The following is a 24,696-nucleotide window of genomic DNA, read 5'->3' as shown; positions in this document are numbered from 1 at the left end:
GTTGTTTCCCTCGTCCCTTACTTCGCAGCCGCGAGCTCGGCGGCCTTGTCGGCCGCGCCGTCCATGGTGTCCACGCGCTGCACGAGCGGGTGGTTGGCGTCCGACAGGATCTTGCGGCCCAGCTCGGCGTTGTTGCCGTCCAGACGCACGACCAGCGGCTTGGTGACTTCCTCGCCCTTGTCCTTGAGCAGCTGCAGCGCCTGGACGATGCCGTTGGCGACCTCGTCACAGGCGGTGATGCCACCGAAGACGTTGACGAAGACGGACTTGACGTCCGGGTCGCCGAGGATGATCTCCAGGCCGTTCGCCATGACCGCGGCGGAGGCGCCACCGCCGATGTCGAGGAAGTTGGCCGGCTTCACGCCGCCGTGGTTCTCACCGGCGTACGCGACGACGTCGAGGGTGCTCATGACGAGACCCGCGCCGTTGCCGATGATGCCGACCTCGCCGTCGAGCTTGACGTAGTTGAGGTTCTTCTCCTTGGCGGCGGCCTCGAGCGGGTTGGCCGCCGCGTGGTCGACGAGCGCCTCGTGCTCCGGCTGGCGGAAGTCGGCGTTCTCGTCCAGCGAGACCTTGCCGTCGAGGGCGATGACCTTGCCGGAGGCGACCTTGGCGAGCGGGTTGACCTCGACGAGGAGGGCGTCCTCCTTGATGAAGGTGTCCCACAGCGTCACCAGGATCTCGGCGACCTGCTCGGCGACCTCGGCCGGGAACTTCGCCTGGGCGACGATCTCGCGGGCCTTCTCGATGCTCACGCCTTCGTTGGCGTCGACCGGGACCTTCGCGAGGGCCTCGGGGTTCTCCTCCGCGACGACCTCGATCTCCACGCCGCCCTGGACGGACGCCATGGCGAGGAAGGTGCGGTTGGTGCGGTCGAGGAGGTACGAGACGTAGTACTCCTCGACGATCTCGGGCGCGGTCTCGGCGATCATCACCTTGTGGACCGTGTGGCCCTTGATGTCCATGCCGAGGATGTCCGTCGCGCGGGCGACGGCCTCGTCCGGGGTGGCGGCGAGCTTCACGCCACCGGCCTTGCCACGGCCACCGACCTTCACCTGGGCCTTGACGACGGACTTGCCGCCAAGACGCTCGGTCGCCTCGCGGGCTGCCTCAGGCGTGTCGATGACTTCACCGGCCAGCACCGGTACACCGTGCTTGGCGAAGAGGTCCCTCGCCTGGTACTCGAACAGGTCCACGCGCGTCCGTCCCTATCAGTGATCTCGCGGTTCGTTGTCTGCGTGGGCGTGCCGCGAAGGGCAACGTGACGTCCGCTGTCACAAGGGTGGCGCACACGGTGTCCGAGCGCGCGGCATGTCCGTCTCGCAGGTTATCGCCGAGGGACGCGGGTCCCTAAATCGCAGATCACACCTGAGCGGTGATACCTGTCACAGATCTGGCCGGGACAGGGCCTCACCAGGCTGGGGTTTGCCTGGTGAGGCCCCTTGGACAGCCCCTCGCAAGAGGCTCAGGACGGGTGGTCCCCCACCCCAATGGGGGGCCACCCGCCCCAGCCGCAGGGTCCCGGTCGCACGGACCGACGGCTTTCGGCCGTACGGGGCCGTCGCCCTGCGGAGTCGGTCGGACGCCGTACATCGGCTTCGCCGGTTTCTTCCGACGTACGGCGGGAGTGCGGCGTGTACGGCGGGCGTGCGGCGTGCGTGTACGGCGGGGGTGCGGCGTCGCGCGTCGGTCGCCGTACGGGTGGTGGCCCGTCGGTCGCCCTACGGGAGGTGGCCCGTCGGTCGCCCTACGGGAGGTGGCCCGTCACACGCTGTACAGGAAGTGGCCCGTCAGACGCCGCACGTCGCGAGGGAGGACCGTCAGACGCTGTACGTGCCGTACTGCACGTACGGCGCGTCCTGCACCTGCTGCGCATAGCCCGGCGTGATCGACTCGGCGACACCCTGGGCGCCGCTGACGGCGTTGCCCGCGAGGGGCCCGCCGGTCGCCTCGGCGGTCCCGGTCAGGTCCTGCCGGAGGCCGCCGGCCTGGCCGACGACTCCGCCCGCGAACGGGTCGACCTGCCCGACGGTGTGGTCGGCGAACGGCCGCACATCACCCGCGACGCCGTACGCCAACCCCGTGGCGCTGCCCTCGACGCCGTACGCCAGCCCCGTGGCGCTGCCCTCGACGCCGTACGCCAGCCCGGTGGCGCTGCTCTCGACGCCCGCAACGACCGGCTGCGCCAGGTCCACGACCGGCTGCACGGCACCGACCGCGCCCCCGGCGAAGGGCCGCACGTCGTCCGCGACGACACCCTGTGCGAACGGGCCGACCTGGCCCGTGACCCCGTACGCGAGCGTCCCCGCGTCGCCGACAACGCCGCCCGCGAAGGGCCGCACATCGCCGACCGCGCCGTACGCGAGCGCGCCCGCGTCCCCGACGGCCTGCCCGGCGACCGGGACGGCACCGTGCGCGGCGGTCGCGGCGACGGGCGGCAGGACGGCGCCCGCGGTGTCGTCGACGATCTGGCCGACGACCCCGCCGGCGAGCGCGTGGACGTCCCCGACGGCGCCGTACGCCACCGGCGTCACCTCACCGACGGTGTGATCCACCACCGGGGTCCCGCCCTGGACCGCGGTCGCGGCGACGGGCGGCAGGACGGCGGCCGCGGTCTCGTCGGCGACCGGGATCGCGAGTCCGGTGGCGGTACCCACGGCGCCCTGGGCGTGGGCGGGGACTCCGGCGACGGTCTGACGGGTGCCGGTGACCATGCCGCCCGCGGTCCTTCCCGCGGTCGTTCCCGCGGTGGTGACCGTCCGCTGGACCGTGGTCCGCGCGGCGGACGGCACCGCGGCGGCGGCGCGCTGGGCGGCCGCGAGCTTGCTCTGCGCCCCGGCGAGGGCCTCCTCCAGCTCCGGGGCGAAGGCCCCGAGCGGACCGAAGAGGTAGTCGATCTCGTCCTGCGGTGCGCCGCCGACGTCGGCGACCGTCTCCTCGGCCTTGTCCGTCGCCCGGTGCGCGACAGCGTTCTTCGTCTGCGCGAGGTGGGTGACGGAGGGGACCTCGGCGTCGACGTATCGACAGGCCTGGTCGGCGGCTCCGCTCGTCGTGGCGGTGACGGTCTTCTTGATGCCGGAGGTGGCGGTTGAGGTGGAGGCGGAAGTGACGGAGCCGGCCGTGGACCGCGCCGTGGCGGCGGTGCCGGTGACGGTCGAGGCCGCGCCGTCGACGGCCGTGCCGTCGGTGACACCGCCGGTGACGCCACTGGAGAGGCCACTGGAGACATGGTCAGTGACACCTTCGGTGACACCGGCGACCGTGCTCCGCACGTCGCTCGTCACGTTTTTGGCGGCGCCGTCGACGGTGTCGGTGACCGAGCCGACCGTGTCCGAGGCCGAGACGGAGACATCGAGGCTCACGTCGGAAGCGGACGCGGACGACGACGGCAGCTCGTCCGCGCTGGCGACGGCGGAACCGAGCGCCCACGCGCCGGTGACGCCGGCGGCTATGACGATGGAACGGCGAATGTTCTTGTTCATGCGTGTGTCAGATCCTTCGGGATTCCGAGAGTTCGGGACATTCCGGGGGCTGCCGTCCGGCGATCGGAGGGGGGTCCGGACGGCGGGCAGACCTGTTCCGCCCCCGCGCGGCAGGTCGTACAGCGGGGGAAGGGCTGCCCTAGCCGGGGAAAACGGGAATGTCCCGGAACCTGTCCGGGGTCTCGTCCGCGGTCACGACCGCGGACGCGCCGGGCACGAGCCGCAGCGGCGCCCGGTGATGCGAAGTGACGGCATACGGATCGCCGTGCCGCGGCGTGCCGTTGTCGACCGCCGACTGATCGGCCGGCGCACCGACCGGGTCACCAGGGGGCGCCTGGGGCACGGAAGACCGTCCCGCCCCTGCCCCGTCACGGGCCCGGCTCGCGCCGCCGACACCCGTGTCCGCGCCGAGGAGGCTCGGACCGTACGCCGTAGTCGCGTGCGGGTCCGACAGCCGCCCGGCGTCGCGCTCGATCGCGATGCTCAGCGGCTCCGCCACCCCGCTCGCCGGGTGCGGCAACGCCGCGACCGGCGGAGTCCGCGCGCCCACCCCGGGGAGCGTGGGCAGGCCAGGCAGACCCGGCAGGCCCGGCACGTCGGGGACTCCCGGCAGGGACGACAGTCCCTGCCGCGGGGCTCCAGACAGCCCATCGGTGACCATCTTCACCAGATCGCCGATCGGCCGTACGCCCTTGCCGGCTGCCGGCCGGACGACTCGGTCACCGACCGGCTGCGGCTGGACAACACGGCGACCGGCGTCGGAGACGTGCGTGACCGCCCAGGGAACGAGCGCGATGGTTCCGGAAGCGTGCCTGACCGTCCCGGGAACGAGCGCGATGGTTCCGGAAGCGTGCCTGACCGTCCCAGAGACGAGCGCGCCGGTTCCTGAAGCGTGCCTGACCGTCCCAGAGACATGCGCGCCAGTTCCTGAAGCGTGCGTGGCCGTTCCGGAGGCGGGCTTGGCCGTGCTCGACGGGACGGAGTCGGACTCCGGGGCCGGAGTGCCCGGCGCCGACGATCGCCCCACCGCCCGCTCCACCGAACTCGAACCCGAACCCGAACTCGAACCCGAACCGCTCACCGCCAGCACGACGTGCGTCGGAACCGGCGGCTTCGCCCCTTCGGCCGCATGCGCCTGCTCCCCGCAGAGGAAGCCGAGCGCGAACAATGCGCCCACCAGCAGCGCCACTTGCAGCGCACGTCGTCCGGCCGTCGTACGCGTCATGCGCAGAGCGGCACCGGGCAGTGCGGCTGGCAGGGGCAAGAGGGGAGGTTCCTCCCGTACGAGGGCAGTCAAGGCGCTGAGGCCGCGTCGATCCTCGCACGGGACTCCCGAGGTTGCGCAAGTCCCCTGTTACTGATGGGTACTCATGTCCGGATTCTCCGATCCCCTCACCTGGTGTCCGGTATCGGCAGCGGACGCTTCTCGATCGCCGCCGCCATCACCTCGGGAAACAGGTCGGGCGTACACGCGAACGCCGGTGCGTCCAGCGCCGCGAGCGCCGCCGCGTGCTCACGGTCGTATGCGGGCGCTCCCTCGTCGGACAGCGCGAGCAGCGTCACGAACCGCACCCCCGACGCCTTCATCGCCGCGACCCGCTTGAGCATCTCGTTCCGTATCCCTCCTTCGTAGAGGTCGCTGATGAGCACGACCACCGTGTCCGCGGGCCGGGTGATCCGCGACTGGCAGTACGCGAGCGCCCTGTTGATGTCCGTGCCGCCGCCGAGCTGGGTGCCGAAGAGGACGTCGACCGGGTCGTCGAGCTGATCGGTGAGGTCGACGACGGCCGTGTCGAAGACGACGAGCCGGGTGGCGATGGACCGCATCGAGGCGAGAACGGCGCCGAACACGGACGCGTAGACCACCGACGCCGCCATCGACCCGGACTGATCGACGCAGAGGATGACCTCCTTCTTCACGGACTGCGCGGCACGGCCGTATCCGATCAGCCGCTCGGGCACGATCGTGCGGTGCTCGGGCAGGTAGTGCTTCAGGTTCGCCGCGATCGTGCGATTCCAGTCGATGTCGTGATGGCGGGGGCGGCTGAGTCGGGCGCTGCGGTCGAGGGCGCCGTTGAGCGTGGCCCGCGTGCGGGTGGCGAGCCGCTTCTCCAGGTCCTCGACGACCTTGCGCACGACGGCTCGCGCGGTCTCCTTCGTCGTCTCCGGCATGGCCTTGTTGAGGGAGAGGAGCGTGCCCACCAGATGCACGTCGGCCTCCACCGCCTCCAGCATCTCGGGCTCCAGCAGGAGGGCCGCCAGCCCGAGCCGGTCGATGGCGTCCCGCTGCATGACCTGGACGACGGACGACGGGAAGTACGTCCGTATGTCCCCGAGCCAGCGCGCGACCGACGGCGCCGATGCCCCGAGCCCCGCCGAACGGTCCCGCCCCGGCTGCGCCCTGCCCCGCTTCCCGCCCTCCCCGTACAGCGCCCCGAGCGCGCCGTCCATCGCGACGTCCCGCCCGGCCAGTACGCATCCGGTCCCGTCCGCCTCGTCACCGCCGAGCACCAGCCGCCAGCGCCGCAGCCGCTCGCCGCTCGCACCGGCCGAGTCGTGGGTGCCGGGTACGCCACTCGCGCCCGGTGCACGCGTCGCCTCGGGTGCCTTCCCCCGTCCGGTCATCGGGCCACCTCCACAAGGTTGTTGTCGTCCGACCCCTCCAGCCCCAGCAGCAGGCTCACCACCGGCAGTACGGCGTCCGCACGGTCAGGATCGAGGTCCGGGTCGAACCCGGGTATCCCTGAGGTGGCGACCGCGGCGCTGCGCGGCGCTCCCGGTCCCCGCCGGACCAGTTCGCCGAGCGTCCTGCGCACCCCCGCCTCGTACGCCGAGAACGTCCGCCGCAGCAGCGGCAGCACGTCGGTGAACGCCTCCGTCGGCACTCCGGTCAGCCACGCGTCCACCAGGCCCAGCAGCCGCTCGTCGTGCACGAGCAGCATCCCGCCCCCGGAGCCGCCTCCGACGAAGCCCTCGATCCACGCGGCGGCATCCCCGGGTGCGGTCCCCGGCGAGAGCACGAGCCCCATGAGCCGCGCCGCCTCGTCCTGCGCCAACCCGCCCTCGTCCAATAGGAGTCGCACGGCCCGCCCCCGGATCACCCCCGGCACGGTGTCGCGCCCGGCCAGCGTCCGCAGCACGGAGTACCAGCGACCGCGTATGCCCCCGGATGCCTGCGTGTCGGCTGTTGCCCGCGTGCCACCGGACGCCTCCGAGTCGGTGGGTGCCCGCGTGCGACCGGACGCCTCCGCGTCGGTGGACGCCTCCATGTCGGTGGACGCCTCCACGGCGCCGGACGCCTGCCTGTCTGCAGATGCATGCTCGTCTGCGGACGCATGCTTGTCTGCAGATGCGTGCCTGTCTGCGGATGCCGGTACGTCGCCGGATTTCCGTACGCCGCCGGACGGCTGTCCGCCCCCGCATGACGCCGCGCCCGCCTCCCCCAGCAACCCCACCGCCCCGTGCACCGCGTCCACATGGCGTCGCATCTCCTCGGCGGCCTCGGTGTCGAGGGACGCGCAGGCCGGTGGGAGGCCGACGAAGATCCGCTCGGCGAGGCCCGCCGCGACATCGGTGAGGGCGTGGGTGTCCGTGCCGCGCACATCGCCGTAGCGCAGGGAGCGGACCAGGGCGGGCAGGGCCTGGGCGAGGTGGCCGACGTCCGCGTCGAGGGCGGCCCGGTCGGCGAGGACCCGCATCACCACGGGCAACGCGTCCGGCAGTTCGGCGAGCAGGCAGCGCTCGGCGAGTGCCGTGATCTCCGCCAGCGCCGGCGCGGCGACGGCATCCGCCTCGGCCTTGGCCGTCGCGGCGCTGTGCACCGTGGTGCCCCAGACGCCGGCCTCGGCGACACGCACCGACAGCTCCGGCTCCCAGCGCAGCCGCCAGGTCTCGCGGAAGGTACCCGTGCTGCCGCGCGACTCTGTGGGCCCGCCCCACTCGACGCCGAGGAGCCGCAGCCGGTGCAGGAGCCTGCTGCGCCCGGCGTCGGTCTCCTTGCGCAGATCGAGCTCCAACTCCCGCTCCAGCGCCTCCGGTTTGAGCCGCAGCCGCCGCTGGTGCCGCGCGAGGTCCCGCTGCAACGGCACCGCGGGAGCGGACTCCGGCACCTCCCCCAGCACCTCGCCCACCACGAGCCGCTCCCGCACGAGCGCCAGCGGCACGTCCGAGCCCTCGCACATCACGGCCCGTACCGCGTCGGTGGTCTCGGTCAGTCCCGGCAGTGGGCGGCCGCGCATCGCGGCGAGCGTGTCGGCCAGCCGCACCGCCTCGATGACGTGCGCGGACGACACACTCCGGTCCTCGTCGCGCAGCAGCCGGGCCACCTTGGTCATCCACCGCTCGATCGGGCGATCGGGGGCGCTGAACAGATGCCCGTACCAACCGGGTGAGTCGATGCCCGCGCCGTACCCACTGACCCGGGACAGCCGGCGGTGTGTCCACGGCACCCACGTCATGGCGGCCTTGGCCTTGGGCAGCCCCTTGAGCAGCGCCCGGTCGGCTCCGGCCGTGGTCTTCTGCCGCAGCGCGGGAACGTGCCAGGCCCCGCACACCACGGCCACCTCGTCCCCGAACTCCCGCTGCGCCGCCCGCACCTGGAGTCGCATGTGCGCCTCCCGCACCAGGTCCCGGTCGTGCCCGCCGACCCCGTACGCCTCCCGCAGCGCCCCCATCGCCTCCTCCAGCACGGCGAACGGCGCGAACGGATCGCTCGCCGCCCCGCCGCGGTGCTCGACCACGTCCTCCCACCAGCGCTCGGGATCGTCGTAACCGGCCGTCTCGGCGAGTACGGCGAGGGGGTCGATCCGCACGGCGGACTCGACCGGGGGCCACGTCTCCTCCTTGTCCTCCGAGGAGCCTTCCGAGGGAAGGTCCTGCGAAGGGAGGTCCTGCGGAGGGAAGTCCTGCGGAGGAGAGTCCTCCCTCCCCCACGCCAGCGTGTGGGTCGCCGGAAGGTCGATGAAGCGGGCCGGGACATCGCGGTCGAGGGCCCAGCGGATCGCCACCCACTCCGGTGAGAACTCGGCCAGCGGCCAGAAGGCGGAGCGGCCGGGCTCGTCCACGACATGGGCGAGGAGGGCGACCGGGGGCCGCATCTCCTTGTCGGCGGCGAGCGGGATGAGCGCGTCCGCCTCCGGAGGACCCTCGATCAGCACGATCCAGGGAGCCGCCGCCTCCAGCGCGGCCCGCACGGCCCGCGCCGAGCCGGGGCCGTGATGCCGCACCCCCAGCAGCCACGGCCCGCCGGTGAAGTCCGTCATACGCTCACCTCCCGGCAGGCCCGGTAGAAGTCCTTCCAGCCGTCCCGCTCGCGGACGACCGCCTCCAGGTACTCCTGCCAGATGACGCGGTCGGCCACCGGATCACGGACGACGGCGCCGAGGATGCCGGCCGCGACATCGCTCGCCCGCAGCACACCGTCGCCGAAGTGGGCGGCCAGGGCCAGGCCGCCCGTGACGACGGAGATCGCCTCGGCGGTGGACAGTGTGCCGCTGGGCGACTTCAGCTTCGTACGCCCGTCGGCCGTGATTCCGTCGCGCAGCTCGCGGAAGACGGTGACGACGCGCCGGATCTCGTCGATGCCGTCGGGCACTGCGGGCAGGTCGAGGGAGCGGCCGAGCTGGTCGACGCGGCGCGAGACGATGTCGACCTCGGCGTCGGCGGTCTCCGGCAGGGGCAGCACCACGGTGTTGAAGCGGCGGCGGAGCGCGCTCGACAGTTCGTTGACCCCGCGGTCGCGGTCGTTGGCCGTGGCGATCAGGTTGAAGCCGCGGACGGCCTGCACCTCTTGCCCCAACTCCGGTATCGGCAAGGTCTTTTCCGACAGGATCGTGATCAGCGTGTCCTGTACGTCGGCCGGGATGCGGGTCAGCTCCTCGACGCGGGCGGTCATGCCCTCGGCCATGGCCCGCATGACGGGACTCGGCACGAGCGCGTCGCGGCTGGGTCCGTGCGCGAGCAACTGCGCGTAGTTCCAGCCGTACCTGATGGCCTCCTCCGGCGTCCCGGCCGTGCCCTGCACGAGCAGCGTGGAGTCGCCGCTGACGGCCGCGGCCAGGTGCTCGGACACCCAGGTCTTCGCGGTGCCGGGCACACCGAGCAGGAGCAGTGCGCGGTCGGTGGCGAGCGTGGTGACGGCGACCTCGACGATGCGTCGCGGTCCCACGTACTTGGGTGTGATCACTGTGCCGTCCGGGAGGGTGCCGCCCAGCAGATAGGTCGCCACCGCCCACGGCGACAGCCGCCAGCGAGCCGGGCGGGGCCGGTCGTCCTGCGCGGCGAGCGCGGCGAGTTCGGCGGCGAAGGCGTCTTCGGCGTGCGGCCGCAGCACCTCGGCCGGCGTGTGGGCAGTCGCCCCCGCCCCCTGCCCCGCGGGCTCTCCCGCGGGCATGGGCACGGACGTCGGTTCAACGGACACGGTCATGGCTCGGTCCCCCTCCAGCTCGGCCGGTTCGGATCTGGTTCCACCGTGCACCACGCCACTGACAATGCGCTCTGACCTGCGCAAACGCCCCCACGAGGGCCGGTTGTCAGTGGCGGGATCTACCTTCGATGGCATGACTCAGCAGGCGGTGCGCTGGACAGCGGATCAGGTGCTGGCACTGGCCCCTGACGCCACGTCACGCAAGGCGGGGAGTGAACTGGGCGCGGCCGGGCCGTGGTCGGAGGCAGGCAGTTCCGAGGAGGGGACGGTATGGGGGCTGTGCAGGGGAAGCGGCGGCAAGCCGTATCGGACGGTCATCGACATCGCGGACTCCACCGGGCCCGCTTACCAGTGCAGTTGTCCGAGCCGGAAGTTCCCGTGCAAGCACGCGCTGGGGCTGTTCCTGCTCTGGGCGGGCGCGGACGGCACGGTGCCGCGGGGGCGGGCGCCGGACTGGGCGGAGCAGTGGATAGAGGGGAGAAAGCAGCGCGCGCAGGAGAAGAAAGCGGTGGGCGAGGCATCTGGAGCGGCGCCCTCGGGGGATCCGGCGGCGGCTCGGCGCAGGGCGGAGCGGCGGGCCGAGCGGATCACCGCGGGTGCGCTCGAGCTGGAGCAGCGGCTGGCGGACCTGCTGCGCGGCGGCCTCGCCTCGGCCGAGCAGGCGGGGTACGGGCTGTGGGAGGAGACGGCGGCCCGGATGGTCGACGCGCAGGCCCCCGGTCTGGCCGCGCGCGTAAGGGAATTGGGGGCGATCCCGTCGTCCGGTGCGGGCTGGCCGGTGCGGCTGCTTGAGGAGTGCGCGCTGCTCCACCTCCTCGTCCAGGGCTGGCTGCGCCGCGAGCGGCTGCCGGACGGCCTGGCCGCGACGGTCCGTACACGGGTCGGTCTCTCCGGCTCGGCGGACGGCCCGCCGACGCGCGACCGCTGGCTGGTCCTCGCCCAGTACGACACGTCGGACGCCCGCCTCACCACGCGCAGGATCTGGCTGTACGGCGCGGAGTCCGGCCGCACGGCCCTGCTCCTCTCCTACGGAGCGGCCGGCCGCGCACCGGAGCTTGCTTTGCCGGTGGGCCTGGCCGTCGAGGCGGAGGTGTCCTCGTACCCGGGCGCGGGACAGCTGCGGGCCGCGCTGGGCGAGCGGTTCGCGCCTCCCGCTCCCACCGAGATACGGCCACCAGGACTGACCACACCCCAGGCGGCCGCCCGCTACGGCGAGGCCCTGCGGGCCGACCCCTGGCTGGACTCCTGCCCGGTCACCCTGGAGAGGGTCGTCCCCGTCCCGGACGGCGACTCCTGGCAACTCGCCGACGCCGAAGGCGACTTCGCTCTGCCCCTGACATCCTCCGCCCGGTCCCGCCCCGACCTGTGGCGGCTCGTCGCCCTCTCCGGCGGCGCCCCCGTCACGGTCTTCGGCGAGTGCGGCCACCGCGGCTTCACCCCCCTGACGGCCTGGCCGGTGGGCACGGGGCACGCGGTGCCGCTGTGCTGAGCAGGCCGGCCACCACCCCATGACCACCTCCTCCGTACGGAAAGGACGCCCATGAACATGACCTCGGCCTCCGCAAGCGCGCCCGCGGGGGGCTCCTGGGAGGAACTCGTCACCGTGGCGATGCTCGGCACCGAGCGGCGTACGCCTCCGGGGTGGGCGCCGGGGCGAGAGGCACCGGTGGCACTGCTGGACGCGGCCGCCGTGGAGACGCTGCGGCGGCGGGCCGGAGTCCGGCCGGCACGGGCGGCGACCCCGCCGGAGCCGGCGGCGCGAGACCCCCGGGCCGCCCTGCCGCCGGCCGCGGCTCGCAGGCTGGCGATGCTGCTGGCGGACCGGCCCGGCACGGGAGGCGGGGGCCGCAGGGGGACGGCCCCGGACCTCATGGAGCTGCTGCCCCAGTGGCTCACCCTGGCGAACGCGCGCGGATTCGCCGCGCCCCCGGAGTCCCTGCCCGCGCTCCTCGACGCGGCCCGCGGGCGTACGGATCTGCGGGCCGCGGCGCTGGCCTTCGCGGGGCCACGGGCGCTCTGGCTGGCGCGGCTGAACCAGGAGTGGCGGTTCGCGCTGCGCTCCTCGCCGGGCGGTGGCTCCGCGCTGCCTGGTCCGGAGGATGCCGAGCGCGTACAGCAGCTGTGGCAGGAGGGGTTGTTCGCCGAGCGGGTCGCGCTGCTGTCGGCGATACGGGCCAAGGATCCGGACGCGGCACGCGAGTTGCTGGCCTCCACCTGGCCGACGGAGCGGGCCGAGGACCGGCTGATGTTTCTCGACTCGCTGCGGTCGGGGCTGTGCGCGGCGGACGAGCCGTTCCTGGAGCGGGCACTGGCCGACCGGAGCCGCAACGTACGGGCGACGGCGGCGGAGCTGCTGTCCGCACTGCCCGCTTCCGCGCTCGCGGCGCGGATGGCGGCGCGGGCCGGTTCGTGTGTGGCCGTCGACCGTACGCGGGACACGCCCACGATCGTGGTCGAGGCCCCGCACGAGTGCGACGGCGGCATGGAGCGGGACGGTGTGGTGCCGAAGGCTCCGGCGGGGCGGGGTGAACGGTCCTGGTGGCTCGGCCAGTTGGTCGAGGCGGCTCCGCTGGGGACCTGGCCGGAGCGGCTCGGGGGGCGTACGCCGGAGGAGGTGGTCGGGCTACCGGTGGCGGACGACTGGCGGGGCGAGCTGCATGCGGCGTGGTGCCGGGCGGCGGTGCGGCAGCGCGATCCCGGGTGGTCCCGGGCGCTCCTCGGGCCGCCCTCCGCGCCCGAGGCCGGGGGGCCGGGGGCGGTGTCACTGGCCGAGCGGTCCAAGCTGCTCGCCACCTTGAGCGCCGGGGAGCGGGCCGAGTGGGTGGCGGGGTTCATCGGGACGCACGGGTTGTCCGAGGCGTTTCAGCTGCTCGGGGTGTGTGCGGTGCCCTGGGCGGGCCCTTTGGGGCGGGCCGTGGTCGACGCGCTCAACATCGCTCGGGACGCCGGGAGTTACCCGTGGAGCTTCAGTGGGGTGATGGGGTTGGCCGAGCGGTGCCTCGATCCGGCGGAGGCCGGGCGATTGGATGGGCTGACATCCGTGCCCGACGAGTCGGAGGACGCGGCGCCGGGGGCCGGCGGCTACTGGGCCGAGGCCTTCCAGCGCCTGGTCACCACGTTGCGTCTGCGCGCGGCGATGGCCTCGGAGTTCGGGGAGTCGTAGGAGTTTCCCCCGCCGCCCCTACCCTCCGCGAACCCTCCCCGAAGCTCTCGGCTTCGTTCGAGCAGGGGCAACGCCATCGTCCCTGGGGGGGTCGGCCGCCCCCAGACCCCCCGCCTCGGCCTGGACGACCTCGTCCTCGAACGCCGTACGGGCTGAAAGTCTCCAGCCCCGGCCGGCGTTCGAGGAGTCCCGCCGGCCAGGTGTCACGCCCCCGCCGGCTGCCTCACATTCGCCCGCACCCAGTCGACGATCGAGGCCGTCGTGGCGCCCGGTGTGAAGATTTCCGCGACGCCCTTCTCCTTGAGGGGCGCGATGTCCGCCTCCGGGATGATGCCGCCGCCGAAGACCTTGATGTCCTCCGCGTCGCGCTCCTTGAGCAGGGCGATGACGGCCGCGAAGAGCGTGTTGTGGGCGCCGGAGAGGATCGAGAGCCCGATCGCGTCGGCGTCCTCCTGGATCGCCGTATCGACGATCTGCTCGGGCGTCTGGTGCAGGCCCGTGTAGATGACCTCCATACCGGCGTCGCGCAGCGCCCGCGCGATCACCTTGGCCCCGCGATCGTGGCCGTCGAGCCCCGGCTTGGCCACCACCACGCGGATCGGACCGGCTGCCACACCCATCACTGCCTCCATGAACCGACTACATCTACCTGTATCGACCACCGAACCACGGCCGTCGACGACGATTACGCCCTACGCATACAAATTCGACTACCGACACATATCGCACATTTCGCTGCTCACCGCACCGGATGTGCCGTGCGGCACGGGCGCCCCGCGCCATATCGGCCGGGGAAGTGAACGAACGTTATCGACAGCATCCCGCAACCGGCAGTTTCGCGGTGGACACCGAGGGGGAAATCACACACTGGGACAAGTTAACCGCGCTTCGCTCCGCGTCCCGCGGCCAGGCGCCGCGGGGAACCGCGGCACACGGGCCACGGCCGGAGCCTGCGCAAGGAGAGCCGCGATCAGGTGGCCGCACCACCGCGCCGTCCATGGGACACCGCGGCAGTGGGGCACATCGGCGACGGCACGACAGCGGGGAGCCACGCCAGCACGAGGACACCGGACGACGAGGACTCCACAAACGAAAGGACACGGCCGCCGCACAAGGCGCACCCCCGCGCAGACGGCCCGGAGCCGACATCGTCCTCGCCCCTCGACAGGGCGCCCGCCCCGTAGCGTCAACGGCGCATCACCCGCCGTAGGCGCACCGTCGGCCACCGCCGTCACCGCCACCGTGGCTGTCCGTGAGGGCACACGGGGGACAGAGCGGTCCTCCGCGTGCCGACTGGAGGTCGGCCATGAAGGTCACCAAGGCAGGGTTGCCCTTTCTCCCCCTCTGTCAGCGCCTGTTTCCGAGCAGTCTGGCGGGGCTCTCGGTGGCCCTCCTGAAGGCGACGGTCCTGGAGCTCGCGATCCTCGCCGGGCACCTCCTCCTCTACCCCTCCGGCATCACCTCCGAGCGCCGCGCCACGCTCGCGCTCCCCTCGCCCGACGCCACCAGGCTGCCCACCGAGGCCAAGCCCCCGGTCGTCCTGCTGCACGGCTTCATCGACAACCGCTCGGTCTTCGTCCTGCTGCGCCGCAACCTCGCCCAGCACGGCAGGCAGCATGTTGAATCGCTCAACTACTCGCCGCTGACGTGCGACATCCGCACCGCCGCCGAGCTGCTCGGCCGGCACATCGAGGAGATCTGCGAGCGCACGGGCCAGGACCAGGTGGACATCGTCGGCCACAGCCTCGGCGGACTGATCGCGCGCTATTACGTGCAGTGCCTGGGCGGCGACACGCACGTACGCACGCTGGTCACGCTCGGCACCCCGCACTCGGGCACCCGTGTCGCGCCACTGCTGAACGCGCACCCGATCGTCCGTCAGATGCGCCCGGGCTCCGAGGTGATCGAGGCCCTGCGGGGGCCCGCACCGGGCTGCCGCACCCAGTTCGTCAGCTTCTGGAGCGATCTCGACCACATCATGGACCCGCTGGAGACGGCCTGCGTCGACCACCCGGACCTGCTCGCGCAGAACGTGCGCGTGAGCGGCGTCGGCCATCTGGCCCTGCCCGTGCACCCCGCCGTCGCGGCGGGCATACGGCAGGCGCTCGACATGGACGAGTCGGATCTCCGGGCGGCCACACCGGACGCCGTCCAAAACGCCGTGGCGAACGCGGCGCAGAACGCCGTCCGGACCGGCCCCCAGACCGGCGGACTGACAGTGGCCTGACGGCGTCCTGGCAGCGGGGCAACAGGCGCCGCACAGCCGCCCAACACCCCCGCGACGTCGAACATTCATCGAACGCCAGGCCAAAGGCGTGCCTGTGCTCCCCCGAAACACGGCCGAATGCCCGTTTCCTGCGCCGGGGAAACCTGCCGAAGATTGTCGCGCCCGCGTACCGCCGGGTACAGTCACCGCACTGCTCTGCCAGCCCCTGTTGTCGAGGCGAAAGAGAAGTTGGTGAACGACCGTCACCCGTCGGGGACCGTGACTCCCCCGGCTCCGGCTTCCGATGCCGCCTCGACGCTCTACGCGTCGTACGGCGGGCAGGAAACCCAGTACGGCGACTTCACCACGTACGACGGCTACACCGCCACCGGTTTCGACACCGGGACCAACGGCACGGGTACGGGTACGGGCAGCTACGCGACCGCGAGCTTCGAGACCGACCCCCTCTTCGGCGACCTGCCGGGCAATGGCACGGGGGCGGCGCACGGCACCGGCTCGTACGACGCCACGCAATGGAGCACCGGCAGCCACCAGACGCTGAACTACGACCCGTACGCGGCGCAGCACCAGGCGGCGTACGACACCGGCAGCTACGGAACGACCCCGTGGGCGGCCGGTTATCAGCAGCTCGCCGACATCCCCGCGCAGCATCCGGGCCCCGACGGTTCGGGCCAGTGGGACGCGACCGCCTGGCTCCAGCCCGAGCAGCCGCTCGACGGGACCCAGCAGTGGAGCATGCCGACCCAGGAAACCGGCGCGTACGACGCCACGCAGTGGAATACCGCCGGCGCCCACGACCCGTACGAGGCCTACGAACACCCGCAGCCCGAGGCATACGAACAGCGGCAGCACCCGCAGCACGATGCCTACGAGCAGCAGCAGGCACAGCCGGATGCGTACGAGCGGCAGCATCCGCAGTCGGATGCCTACGAGCAGCAGCACTCGCAGCCGGATGCGTACGAGCAGCAGCCCGAGTCCTTCGACCAGCAGGCGACCGCCACCTTCGAGCAGGTCCCGTACGAGCAGACCGCCGCCGCGGAGGACGAGTTCGAGACCGCGGACGACGGCGGCGAGGACGACGGGCCGCCACTGCTCGAGGACAGGGAAGAGGTCGTCCCGGCCCCGCGCACCGCGTCGCGGTCCGCCTCCCGCTCCCGTCGCCGCACTCCCGCGAAACGTTCCGCTCTGCTGACCGTCGCCGTGCCCTCGGCCTGTGTGATGGGCGTCGCGGGGATCGCCGCCGCCTCGGTGGGCGGCATCGGCGGAAGCGACAGCAAGGACACCACGGCCAGCGCGGCCGACGCGAGCTCGGTGAAGCCGTCCGCCGCCAACAACAAGCTGGACACCCAGTTGCAGAGTCTCTCCGCGGGAGCGGACGACTTCGCGGACCGGGCCAGCCGGACGCAGGAACGTATCGACCTCAAGGCCCAGCAGGAGGCCGAGAAGCAGAAGGCGGCGGCGGAGGCGGCCCGCAAGGAGCGGCTGCGTCCGAAGTTCGTGCTGCCGGTCACGCAGAAGGGGCTCAGCGCCTACTTCGGCCAGGCGGGCATCAACTGGATGTCCGTGCACACGGGCATCGACTTCCCGGTCTCGTACGGTACGACGGTGATGGCCGCGACCGACGGGACCGTCCGCACGCAGTGGAACAGCGCGTACGGGAACATGGCGATCGTCACCGCGAAGGACGGCACGGAGACGTGGTACTGCCATCTCTCCAGCTACCGGGTCCCCTCCGGCACCACCGTGAAGGCCGGTGATCCCATCGCCTACTCCGGGAACTCCGGCAACTCCACCGGACCGCACCTGCACTTCGAGGTCCGGCCGGCCGGCGGCTCGGCGATCGACCCGCTGCCGTGGCTGCGCAGCCACGGCCTGGACCCGACGTAGGACGTCGGTCAGTCGCAAGGCGAACGCCGGGCCCCACCGTCCGCCGTAGCGGCTACAGCTTCTCCACCGGCGCGTACCGCAGCAGCAACCGCTTCGGCTTGGCCTCGCCGAAGTCGACCGTCGCCTCCGCGTTCGCCCCCGTCCCCTTCACGCCGACGACCGTGCCGAGGCCGAACTGGTCGTGCGTGACCCGGTCCCCCACGGCCAGCGAGACGACCGGCTTCTCGGAGACCCCGCGGCGCGTCGCGAATCCGGAGGCTCCCGAGGCGGCGGAACGCGCGCGGGAGGAGGACAGGGTGGCCGCGACACCCGAGGCCGGTCCGGACGGCATGGGAGCCGTCGCACCCGTGCGCTTCCAGTCCAGATGCGTGGCCGGGATCTCCTCCAGGAAGCGGGACGGCGGGTTGTACGAGGGCTGCCCCCACGCGCTGCGCATCGAGGACCGGGTGAGGTAGAGCCGCTCCCGCGCGCGCGTGATGCCGACATACGCCAGGCGCCGCTCCTCCTCCAGCTCCTTGACCTGTCCCAGCGCGCGCATGTGCGGGAAGACGCCGTCCTCCATGCCGGTCAGGAAGACCACCGGGAATTCGAGGCCCTTGGCGGTGTGCAGGGTCATCAGGGTGATGACGCCGTTGCCGTCCTCCTCGTCCGGGATCTGGTCGGAGTCGGCGACGAGCGCGACCCGCTCCAGGAACTCGGAAAGTCCGCCCGCACTCTCGCCCTCACCGGTCTCCTGCTCGAACTCCAGGGCCACCGCCGCGAGTTCCTGGAGGTTCTCGATACGGGTCTCGTCCTGTGGGTCGGTGGAGGCCTGCAGCTCGGCGAGATAGCCGGTGCGCTCCAGGACCGCCTCCAGGACGGTGGCCGGACCCGCGCCGGACTCGACGATCGTGCGGAGGTCCTCCATGAGCGTGTTGAACCGCTTGACCGCGTTCGTCGAGCGCGCCGCCATCCCGTACGCCTCGTCGACGCGGCGCAGGGCCTGCGGGAAGCTGATCTTCTCGCGCTGCGAGAGCGCGTCGATCATCGCTTCGGCGCGGTCGCCGATGCCGCGCTTGGGGACGTTCAGAATGCGGCGCAGCGGGACCGAGTCCTCGGGGTTGGCCAGCACCCTGAGGTAGGCCAGGACGTCCCGGACCTCCTTGCGCTCGTAGAAGCGGACGCCGCCGACGACCTTGTAGGGCAGGCCGACGCGGATGAAGATTTCTTCGAAGACACGGGACTGCGCGTTCGTACGGTAGAAGACGGCGACGTCGCCCGCCTTGGCCTCGCCCGCGTCGGTGAGACGGTCTATCTCTTCGGCGACGAACTGGGCCTCGTCGTGCTCGGTGTCGGCGACATAGCCCGTGATGTTCGAACCCGCGCCCGCGTTGGTCCACAGGTTCTTGGGGCGGCGGGATTCGTTGCGCTCGATGACCGCGTTGGCGGCGGACAGGATCGTCTGGGTGGAGCGGTAGTTCTGCTCCAGCAGGATCGTCGTCGCGTCCGGGTAGTCCTCCTCGAACTGGAGGATGTTGCGGATGGTCGCGCCGCGGAAGGCGTAGATCGACTGGTCGGCGTCACCCACGACACACAGCTCGGCGGGGCCGAGGTCGCCCTCGCGGGGCGGCTCGTCCTCGGCGCGGCCGCCGTGCGCGGGGCCGACGAGCTCCCTGACCAGGGCGTACTGCGCGTGGTTCGTGTCCTGGTACTCGTCGACCATGACGTGCCGGAAGCGGCGGTGGTAGTGCTCGGCGACGTCCGGGAAGGCGCGCAGCAGGTTGACCGTCGTCATGATCAGGTCGTCGAAGTCGAGCGCGTTGGCCTCGCGCAGGCGGGACTGGTACATCGCGTACGCCTGGGCGAGGGTCTTCTCGAAGCCGTCGGCGGCCTGGGCGGCGAAGTCCTCCTCGTCGATCAGCTCGTTCTTCAGGTTCGAGATCTTGGCGCTGAACGACTTCGGCGGGAAGCGCTTGGGGTCGAGGTCGAGATCACGGCAGACGAGCGCCATCAGACGCTTGGAGTCGGCGGCGTCGTAGATCGAGAAGGACGACGTGAAGCCGAGCTTCTTGCTCTCGCGGCGCAGGATGCGCACGCACGCGCTGTGGAAGGTCATCACCCACATCGCGCCCGCCCGCGGGCCGACGAGGTGCTCGACGCGCTCCTTCATCTCGCCCGCGGCCTTGTTCGTGAAGGTGATCGCGAGGATCTGGCCCGGGTGGACATCGCGCTCGGCCAGCAGATACGCGATCCGGTGCGTGAGTACGCGCGTCTTGCCGGAGCCCGCGCCGGCCACGATGAGCAGCGGGGAGCCGGAGTGCACCACGGCCGCGCGCTGGTTCTCGTTCAACCCGTCCAGCAGCGCCGCCGCGTCCACGGCGGGCCGGTGCGCGCCGTCGCGGTAGTACGCGTCCCGGTCCGGGGGCACGTCGAACTTCCCGCCGAACAGATCGTCCGGAACCGGCTCCGGTACGTGATCGTCCTCGGGCGGCGGGGGCTCTTCCTCATGGGCCCGGGAGGGCTTGAGGTCCGCCAGGAAGCTGTCATCAAAGAGGCTGCTCATCGCTCTCCGAGTCTAGAGCGCCCCACTGACACCCCGCCGCCACCCCGAAAACTCCGCACGTGCACGAGACGCGTACGAGCGCCGGTGACGCCGCCGGTGACGCCGCCGGTGTCCGCCGGCGACACCGGCGGACACCGGCCTCACCCTCCGAAATCGGCGCGTAACGGTCGGCGATCGAGCGGGAAGCGCCTCTCGATGAACAGCATCAACCAGGTCAATTCACTACAGAACACACCGGTCCACTCGCTCCGAGGGGTGCGCGGGGCCGGGGTCGCGAAAAAGGTCACGAAAATGTATCGGGCATATCGCACATCAACCTTCACAGGAGCCACACGAGTTGGCTAGCGTTCCGGTCAGGCCGCTCGACAGCAACCGGCGAACGTCGCCGGGCCGTGCGGCCTCCGCCGAGTTCGGCGTGCCCTCGCGGCAGCCGGAGCCGGGGACCCACCGACCTTGGGGTGAATCGGTCCAACTGCCTTGAGGGGCAAGGACCGTAGGGCAAACCTTCCGGAACCACCCGCCCGAACCCGACAGCTAACTCGGTAGGCGGATGACGGAAGGAGTCGCCCCCTCGTGGCGTCGCATCGCACATCGCGTCCTACGGGTACGCGCGTAGCAGGCATACGGACCCCCGCCGCCCTGGCGACGGCGGCCCTCACCTCGGTGGCCCTGCTTTCCCAGACGGCGAACGCCGCACCCTCGGCCGATCCCAAGCCGAGCCTCGAAGAAGTCGAGAAGAAGGTCAACGACCTCTACCACCAGGCCGAGACGGCCACCGAGAAGTACAACGCGACCAGGGAGAAGGCCGCCAAGCAGCGGCAGCGTGTCGACACGCTCCTCGACGACGTCGCGCAGCGCACCGAGAAGCTCAACACCGCGCGCGAGGAACTGGGTACGTTCGCGGCGGCGCAGTACCGCACCGGGGCCGCCGCCCCCGACACCGCGACCCTGCTGCTCGCCGACGATCCGCAGGACTACTTCGACCAGACCCAGCTGATGAGCCGTCTGACCACCCGCCAGAAGGCGGCCGTCGACGACTACGTCACGGAACAGGCCGCCACCACGAAGAAGCGTGCGGAGGCGTCCAAGAGCCTTCAGACGCTGACCACTTCGCAGAACGCGCTCAAGACGTCCAAGGCCGACGTCCAGCGCAAGCTCTCCGAGGCCCGCGAACTGCTCTCGGAGCTGACCGCCGAGGAGAAGGCGCGGCTCGCGGCGATCGAGAAGAAGAAGCAGGAGGCCGCCGAGCGCAAGGCGGCGGAGCTGGCGCAGCAGCAGGCCGCGGCCGCCGCGAAGAAGGCGGCCCAGGAGTCGTCGCCGTCGCCGGGCACCACGACCGGCTCGTCCGGCTCCACCGGCTCGACCGCCACCGACTCCTCGTACGCGACCAAGGCGGCGAAGGCGCTCGCGTTCGCCCGCGCACAGGTCGGCAAGCCGTACGTCTGGGGCGCGACCGGCCCGGACTCGTACGACTGCTCGGGCTTCACCCAGGCCGCCTGGAAGGCCGCCGGCGTCACGCTCCCGCGCGTCACCTACGACCAGGTGAACGCCGGCACGACCGTCTCCCTCGCCGACGCCCAGCCCGGTGACCTCGTCTTCTTCTACGACGACGTCAGCCACGTCGGCCTCTACATCGGCAACGGCATGATGATCCACGCGCCGAAGCCGGGGGCGTACGTCCGCGAGGAGTCGATCTACTACGACGGCACGTCGGCGATCCACAGCGTGGTGCGCCCGGCGTAGGCCACCTGGGCCGGTCGCGGGGCACGCGCGCGTGGGGCACATCGCGCTTCACGCGCGCGTGCGCCGGTGACTTCGTGGCCCATGCGCGCGGCGGTCGGCGTTTCGTGCCCCACGCGCGCGTGTCGGCGTTATCATGCCCACGCGCGCGCGTCGGCGTTATCGTGCCCACGCGCGCGTCGGCGTTTTCGTGCCCCACGCGCGGCGCGCGGCGGTCGGCGTTTTCGCGCCCCACGCGCGCGTGCCCCGCGGGTGACGCGATCGGAGATCCCTAGCATCGGGCGCATGTCAGCGATCTCCCAGCTCCGCGTCTGGTGGGCGCAGCGGCCGCCCGCCGCCGGTGCCGCCGTCATGGCCACCGGCATCGTCTCGGTCGGGCTGCAGATGACCGGCTACGAGACGCTGTCCCGTATCGCGCTGGCCATGGCGTCCGTCGCCTGGCTCGGGCTCGCCGCGGACTTCGTCGTCCGGCTGGCGCGGGATCGGGCCCGCTGGGTGCAGGAGGCGGGTACGCCGGCCGGGCTCACGGCCGTCGCGGCGACCACCGTGCTCGGGACGCGGCTGTCCGCGCTGGGCCGGCAGGAGCTCGCCGAGGCGCTGCTCGCGCTGTCGACCGCGCTCTGGCCGGTGCTGCTCTTCGTCGTCGTACGGCGCTGGAGGCGTCGTATGGCGGGAGGAGTGTTCCTCGTGTGTGTGGCGACGGAGGGCCTCGCGGTGCTGGGCGCCACGCTCGCCCCGGCCGTGGGCGCGCAGTGGCTCGCGCACACCGCGCTGGTGCTGTTCTGGCTGGGGATCCCGCTGTACGGGCTGGCGTTCGTGCACTTCGACGTGCGGGAGGTGGTCCGGGGCGCCGGGGACCACTGGGTCGCGGGCGGCGCGCTCTCCATCTCGGCGCTCGCCGGGGCGAAACTCGTCACCGCGCACCACGTGAACCCGTACCTGTGGAACAACGACGACCAGGGTGTCCTGCGTGACCTGACTGTCCTGCTGCTCGTGCTCGACCTCGTCTGGTACCTGCTCCTCGCCGTCGCGGAGCTGGTCCGGCGGCGCCCGCGCTACGACGTACTGCGCTGGGCCACCGTCTTCCCGATGGGGATGACGGCGGCGGCGACCCTGTCGGTCGCGACCGCCCTCGACGTGCCCTGGCTCGAGGGGCCGGGGCAGGTGCTGCTCTGGCTGGCGGTGGCGGCGTGGCTGGCCGTCGCGGCCGGAGCCGTCCGGTCCACGGCGGCGAACCGGTCCGCGGCGGCCGTCTCGTCCGGGTGAGGACTCAGGTCCAGAGGACCGCGATGAAGATATTCGCGGTCGTCAGCAGACCGACGAGCCCGAAGAGGCCCTTGTCCACCTTCTCGTCGTCCCGCTTCACATAGACGAGCCCCAGGATCACGATCAGCAGGGCCAGCTTCACGCCGATCTTGACCGTGTTGACCGCGTGGTCGTCCGCCTGGTTGAGGCCAACCAGTACGACCCCGGTGACCAGCATGGTCAGCGCGCCGTGCAGCATCGCGGGGACGAAGCGAGCGGTGCCTCGGCCCATCGCCTTCATCTGGGTGAGGAAGCCGCCGAGGAGTGAGGCGATGCCGATGATGTGCAGGCCCACGAAGAGATGGATGAGTACGTCCATGACGCCGGAGCCTAATCGGACGCCTCGGCCCCTCTTGTCACCGGGCCACCCCTTGTCACCCATAGCACCGGAGCAACCCCGGTTGTCCTGGAATCGCCGCATCGGTCATCGCACTGTGTGAAGTCGGCGGCGCCAGGCGGGGATCACGGTCACATACGGTCATTGAACGGTCCAGTGAGGCCAGTTCCATACATGGCGTTACCAACCCCGTACGCCCAGGTTTAGCGTCCTCCACCAGGTGACCGGCTCCCCACCGCCGCCCGGGCCAGGGGCGGCAGTCGGTCACCACCGCCGAGAAGGTCCGGCGGCGGCTCGCTCCCCCTGTGTGGGCCGCCGCCGGACGCGTCACCGCTTGACCGCGCTCCCCTCGCGGTCGTACGGAAGGATGTGGGCCCTCGTGGCAGCGCACCGCAAGCCCAGACAGCGCTCACTCGGCCCAGGAACGGCCCGCACAGCCGCCACGATCGCCCTGGCGGGCGCGGCGACGGCGACCGGCTTCGACGGGACCGGGCACGCCGATCCGCAGCTGTCCGCGGCGCAGGTGAAGGCCAAGGTCGACAAGTTGTACGAGGAGGCGGAGGTCGCCACCGAGAAGTACAACGGCACCAAGGAGAAGGCCGACAAGGCGGAGGAACGGTTGAGTGCGCTGCGCGACGAGGCGGCACGCAAGGAGGACCGGCTCAACTCGGAGCGGGAGGCGCTGGGTTCGATAGCGGCGGCGCAGTACCGCAGCGGCGGTCTCGACCCCGCGCTGCAACTCGCGCTCTCCGACGACCCCGACCAGTACCTGGACGGGGCCGCGTTCGCCGAACGGGCGGGCAGCCGGCAGGCGGCGGCCGTGGATCGCGTACGCAAGCAGCTGCGGGAGATCGAGCAGTTGCGCGGCGCCGCGCATGTGGAACTCGCCTCGCTCAGGTCGCACCAGGCGGAACTGAAGCGGACCAAGAAGACCATCACCGGGAAACTGGACGCGGCACGGCAGATGCTGACCCAGCTCAGCCCCGATCAGCGCGCGCGGCTCGGGCAGGGCGGTGGCACCGGGCAGCGCGCCTCCCGCTCCTCGGCACGCGACCTGAATCCGGTGTCGTCCGGCAGCGTCGCCGCCCACAGCTCCCGTGCGGCGGCGGCCGTCGCGTACGCCTACGGGAAGCTCGGCAGCCCCTACGTCTGGGGCGCCACGGGGCCCGACGCCTTCGACTGCTCGGGCCTGGCGCAGGCCGCCTACCGCTCGGCGGGCATCTCCCTGCCGCGGACGACCTACGCCCAGATCAACGCCGGCCGGCGCATCTCGCGCTCCGAACTCCTCCCCGGCGACCTGGTGTTCTTCTACTCCGGCATCAGCCATGTGGGCATCTACGTGGGCAACGGCCAGATGATCCACGCACCGAATCCGACTGCGCCGGTGCGGCTGGCTCCGGTCGACGAGATGCCGTTCGCGGGGGCGACCCGGGTGGTGTGACCCGGTAGGCCCTCAGCGGAGGTCTCGCAGCGCGTCGCCGGCCGCTGCCCCTCCCCCGGTGATGGCCGTGGCCGGAGACGCCGCATAGCCGGGGAGCAGGCCGGGCGGTGCCGGGCGTCGACGGTGCCGGGAGAAGGGAAGGCGGATC

The 24,696-nt window shown here is 72.0% G+C and carries 16 protein-coding genes and 1 riboswitch; of the genes, 7 read left to right on the top strand and 9 right to left on the bottom strand.

From position 1 onward, the window contains the following. Nucleotides 1–17 precede the first annotated feature (17 nt). From sucC to ACFVXA_RS04320, 6 genes are all read right to left on the bottom strand, one after another. A complete protein-coding gene (gene sucC, locus ACFVXA_RS04345; protein ID WP_390023771.1) occupies nucleotides 18–1,196 on the bottom strand; it encodes an ADP-forming succinate--CoA ligase subunit beta in 1,179 nt (392 codons plus the stop codon). 624 nt (nucleotides 1,197–1,820) lie between these two features. Then, nucleotides 1,821–3,482, bottom strand: a complete 1,662-nt coding sequence (locus ACFVXA_RS04340) for a hypothetical protein (RefSeq protein WP_390023769.1) — start codon at nucleotides 3,480–3,482, stop codon at nucleotides 1,821–1,823. Between the two features lie 139 nt (nucleotides 3,483–3,621). After that, a complete protein-coding gene (locus ACFVXA_RS04335) occupies nucleotides 3,622–4,746 on the bottom strand; it encodes a hypothetical protein (protein ID WP_390023767.1) in 1,125 nt (374 codons plus the stop codon). Nucleotides 4,747–4,874: 128 nt separating this feature from the next. Beyond that, entirely contained in the window at nucleotides 4,875–6,107 is a 1,233-nt protein-coding gene (locus ACFVXA_RS04330; RefSeq protein WP_384399189.1) for a VWA domain-containing protein, read from the bottom strand. Continuing rightward, the gene (locus tag ACFVXA_RS04325) at nucleotides 6,104–8,743 is read right to left on the bottom strand and encodes a DUF5682 family protein (RefSeq protein ID WP_390023765.1); all 2,640 of its coding nucleotides are present in this window, start codon (nucleotides 8,741–8,743) and stop codon (nucleotides 6,104–6,106) included. The genes ACFVXA_RS04330 and ACFVXA_RS04325 overlap by 4 nt, the downstream gene beginning before the upstream one ends. Beyond that, the gene (locus tag ACFVXA_RS04320; protein ID WP_389463268.1) at nucleotides 8,740–9,906 is read right to left on the bottom strand and encodes an AAA family ATPase; all 1,167 of its coding nucleotides are present in this window, start codon (nucleotides 9,904–9,906) and stop codon (nucleotides 8,740–8,742) included. Before ACFVXA_RS04320 ends, ACFVXA_RS04325 begins: the two co-directional genes overlap by 4 nt. Nucleotides 9,907–10,039: 133 nt before the next feature. Between ACFVXA_RS04320 and ACFVXA_RS04315 the strand changes: the two genes are divergently transcribed. Further along, entirely contained in the window at nucleotides 10,040–11,395 is a 1,356-nt protein-coding gene (locus tag ACFVXA_RS04315) for an SWIM zinc finger domain-containing protein (RefSeq protein WP_390023763.1), read from the top strand. Nucleotides 11,396–11,446: 51 nt separating this feature from the next. Next, the gene (locus tag ACFVXA_RS04310) at nucleotides 11,447–13,069 is read left to right on the top strand and encodes a DUF5691 domain-containing protein (RefSeq protein ID WP_390023761.1); all 1,623 of its coding nucleotides are present in this window, start codon (nucleotides 11,447–11,449) and stop codon (nucleotides 13,067–13,069) included. Between the two features lie 203 nt (nucleotides 13,070–13,272). Here the strand turns inward: ACFVXA_RS04310 and ACFVXA_RS04305 are convergent, their stop codons facing one another. Further along, nucleotides 13,273–13,689, bottom strand: coding sequence for a cobalamin B12-binding domain-containing protein (locus ACFVXA_RS04305; protein WP_356131653.1), 417 nt, complete (start codon nucleotides 13,687–13,689; stop codon nucleotides 13,273–13,275). Nucleotides 13,690–14,375: 686 nt separating this feature from the next. On the opposite strand from ACFVXA_RS04305, the gene ACFVXA_RS04300 reads away from it, so the two are divergent. Together ACFVXA_RS04300 and ACFVXA_RS04295 are read left to right on the top strand one after the other, a co-directional pair. After that, nucleotides 14,376–15,296, top strand: coding sequence for an alpha/beta fold hydrolase (locus ACFVXA_RS04300; RefSeq protein ID WP_362021826.1), 921 nt, complete (start codon nucleotides 14,376–14,378; stop codon nucleotides 15,294–15,296). Nucleotides 15,297–15,527: 231 nt separating this feature from the next. Continuing rightward, on the top strand, nucleotides 15,528–17,183 hold the full coding sequence (locus ACFVXA_RS04295; protein ID WP_390023759.1) for a peptidoglycan DD-metalloendopeptidase family protein: 1,656 nt from the start codon (nucleotides 15,528–15,530) through the stop codon (nucleotides 17,181–17,183). A gap of 52 nt (nucleotides 17,184–17,235) precedes the next feature. On the opposite strand, the gene pcrA is transcribed toward ACFVXA_RS04295, so the two are convergent. Next, a complete protein-coding gene (pcrA, locus tag ACFVXA_RS04290) occupies nucleotides 17,236–19,725 on the bottom strand; it encodes a DNA helicase PcrA (RefSeq protein WP_390023757.1) in 2,490 nt (829 codons plus the stop codon). Nucleotides 19,726–20,117: 392 nt separating this feature from the next. Beyond that, a riboswitch (cyclic di-AMP (ydaO/yuaA leader) is annotated at nucleotides 20,118–20,290 on the top strand. Between the two features lie 8 nt (nucleotides 20,291–20,298). Here pcrA and ACFVXA_RS04285 point away from each other — a divergent pair. Both ACFVXA_RS04285 and ACFVXA_RS04280 read left to right on the top strand, forming a co-directional pair. Then, nucleotides 20,299–21,468: an NlpC/P60 family protein gene (locus ACFVXA_RS04285; protein WP_383735855.1), complete on the top strand. Its 1,170-nt coding sequence runs from the start codon at nucleotides 20,299–20,301 to the stop codon at nucleotides 21,466–21,468. A 282-nt stretch (nucleotides 21,469–21,750) separates the two neighbouring features. Next, nucleotides 21,751–22,731 (top strand): tellurite resistance/C4-dicarboxylate transporter family protein, encoded by a 981-nt coding sequence (locus ACFVXA_RS04280; RefSeq protein WP_390023755.1) that lies wholly within the window; start codon nucleotides 21,751–21,753, stop codon nucleotides 22,729–22,731. Between the two features lie 4 nt (nucleotides 22,732–22,735). Here the strand turns inward: ACFVXA_RS04280 and ACFVXA_RS04275 are convergent, their stop codons facing one another. Then, nucleotides 22,736–23,089, bottom strand: a complete 354-nt coding sequence (locus ACFVXA_RS04275) for a hypothetical protein (RefSeq protein WP_356801347.1) — start codon at nucleotides 23,087–23,089, stop codon at nucleotides 22,736–22,738. 397 nt (nucleotides 23,090–23,486) lie between these two features. Here ACFVXA_RS04275 and ACFVXA_RS04270 point away from each other — a divergent pair, with 397 nt between their 5' ends. After that, the gene (locus tag ACFVXA_RS04270) at nucleotides 23,487–24,548 is read left to right on the top strand and encodes an NlpC/P60 family protein (RefSeq protein WP_390023753.1); all 1,062 of its coding nucleotides are present in this window, start codon (nucleotides 23,487–23,489) and stop codon (nucleotides 24,546–24,548) included. The last annotated feature ends 148 nt before the right edge of the window (nucleotides 24,549–24,696 follow it).

The sequence above is a fragment of the Streptomyces sp. NPDC058246 genome (assembly GCF_042881985.1).
GTDB lineage: Bacteria > Actinomycetota > Actinomycetes > Streptomycetales > Streptomycetaceae > Streptomyces.
The sequence above is the reverse complement of the archived record's forward strand: the minus strand, read 5'-3'. Positions and strand labels throughout refer to the sequence as shown.

Bases quoted from the DNA above. Each gene is read 5' to 3' on its own strand.
- ACFVXA_RS04340 (WP_390023769.1), bottom strand. From the start codon at position 3,482: ATGAACAAGAACATTCGCCGTTCCATCGTCATAGCCGCCGGCGTCACC.
- ACFVXA_RS04330 (WP_384399189.1), bottom strand. From the start codon at position 6,107: ATGACCGGACGGGGGAAGGCACCCGAGGCGACGCGTGCACCGGGCGCG.
- ACFVXA_RS04325 (WP_390023765.1), bottom strand. From the start codon at position 8,743: ATGACGGACTTCACCGGCGGGCCGTGGCTGCTGGGGGTGCGGCATCAC.
- ACFVXA_RS04320 (WP_389463268.1), bottom strand. From the start codon at position 9,906: ATGACCGTGTCCGTTGAACCGACGTCCGTGCCCATGCCCGCGGGAGAG.
- ACFVXA_RS04315 (WP_390023763.1), top strand. From the start codon at position 10,040: ATGACTCAGCAGGCGGTGCGCTGGACAGCGGATCAGGTGCTGGCACTG.
- ACFVXA_RS04310 (WP_390023761.1), top strand. From the start codon at position 11,447: ATGAACATGACCTCGGCCTCCGCAAGCGCGCCCGCGGGGGGCTCCTGG.
- ACFVXA_RS04305 (WP_356131653.1), bottom strand. From the start codon at position 13,689: ATGGGTGTGGCAGCCGGTCCGATCCGCGTGGTGGTGGCCAAGCCGGGG.
- ACFVXA_RS04300 (WP_362021826.1), top strand. From the start codon at position 14,376: ATGAAGGTCACCAAGGCAGGGTTGCCCTTTCTCCCCCTCTGTCAGCGC.
- pcrA (WP_390023757.1), bottom strand. From the start codon at position 19,725: ATGAGCAGCCTCTTTGATGACAGCTTCCTGGCGGACCTCAAGCCCTCC.
- ACFVXA_RS04280 (WP_390023755.1), top strand. From the start codon at position 21,751: ATGTCAGCGATCTCCCAGCTCCGCGTCTGGTGGGCGCAGCGGCCGCCC.
- ACFVXA_RS04275 (WP_356801347.1), bottom strand. From the start codon at position 23,089: ATGGACGTACTCATCCATCTCTTCGTGGGCCTGCACATCATCGGCATC.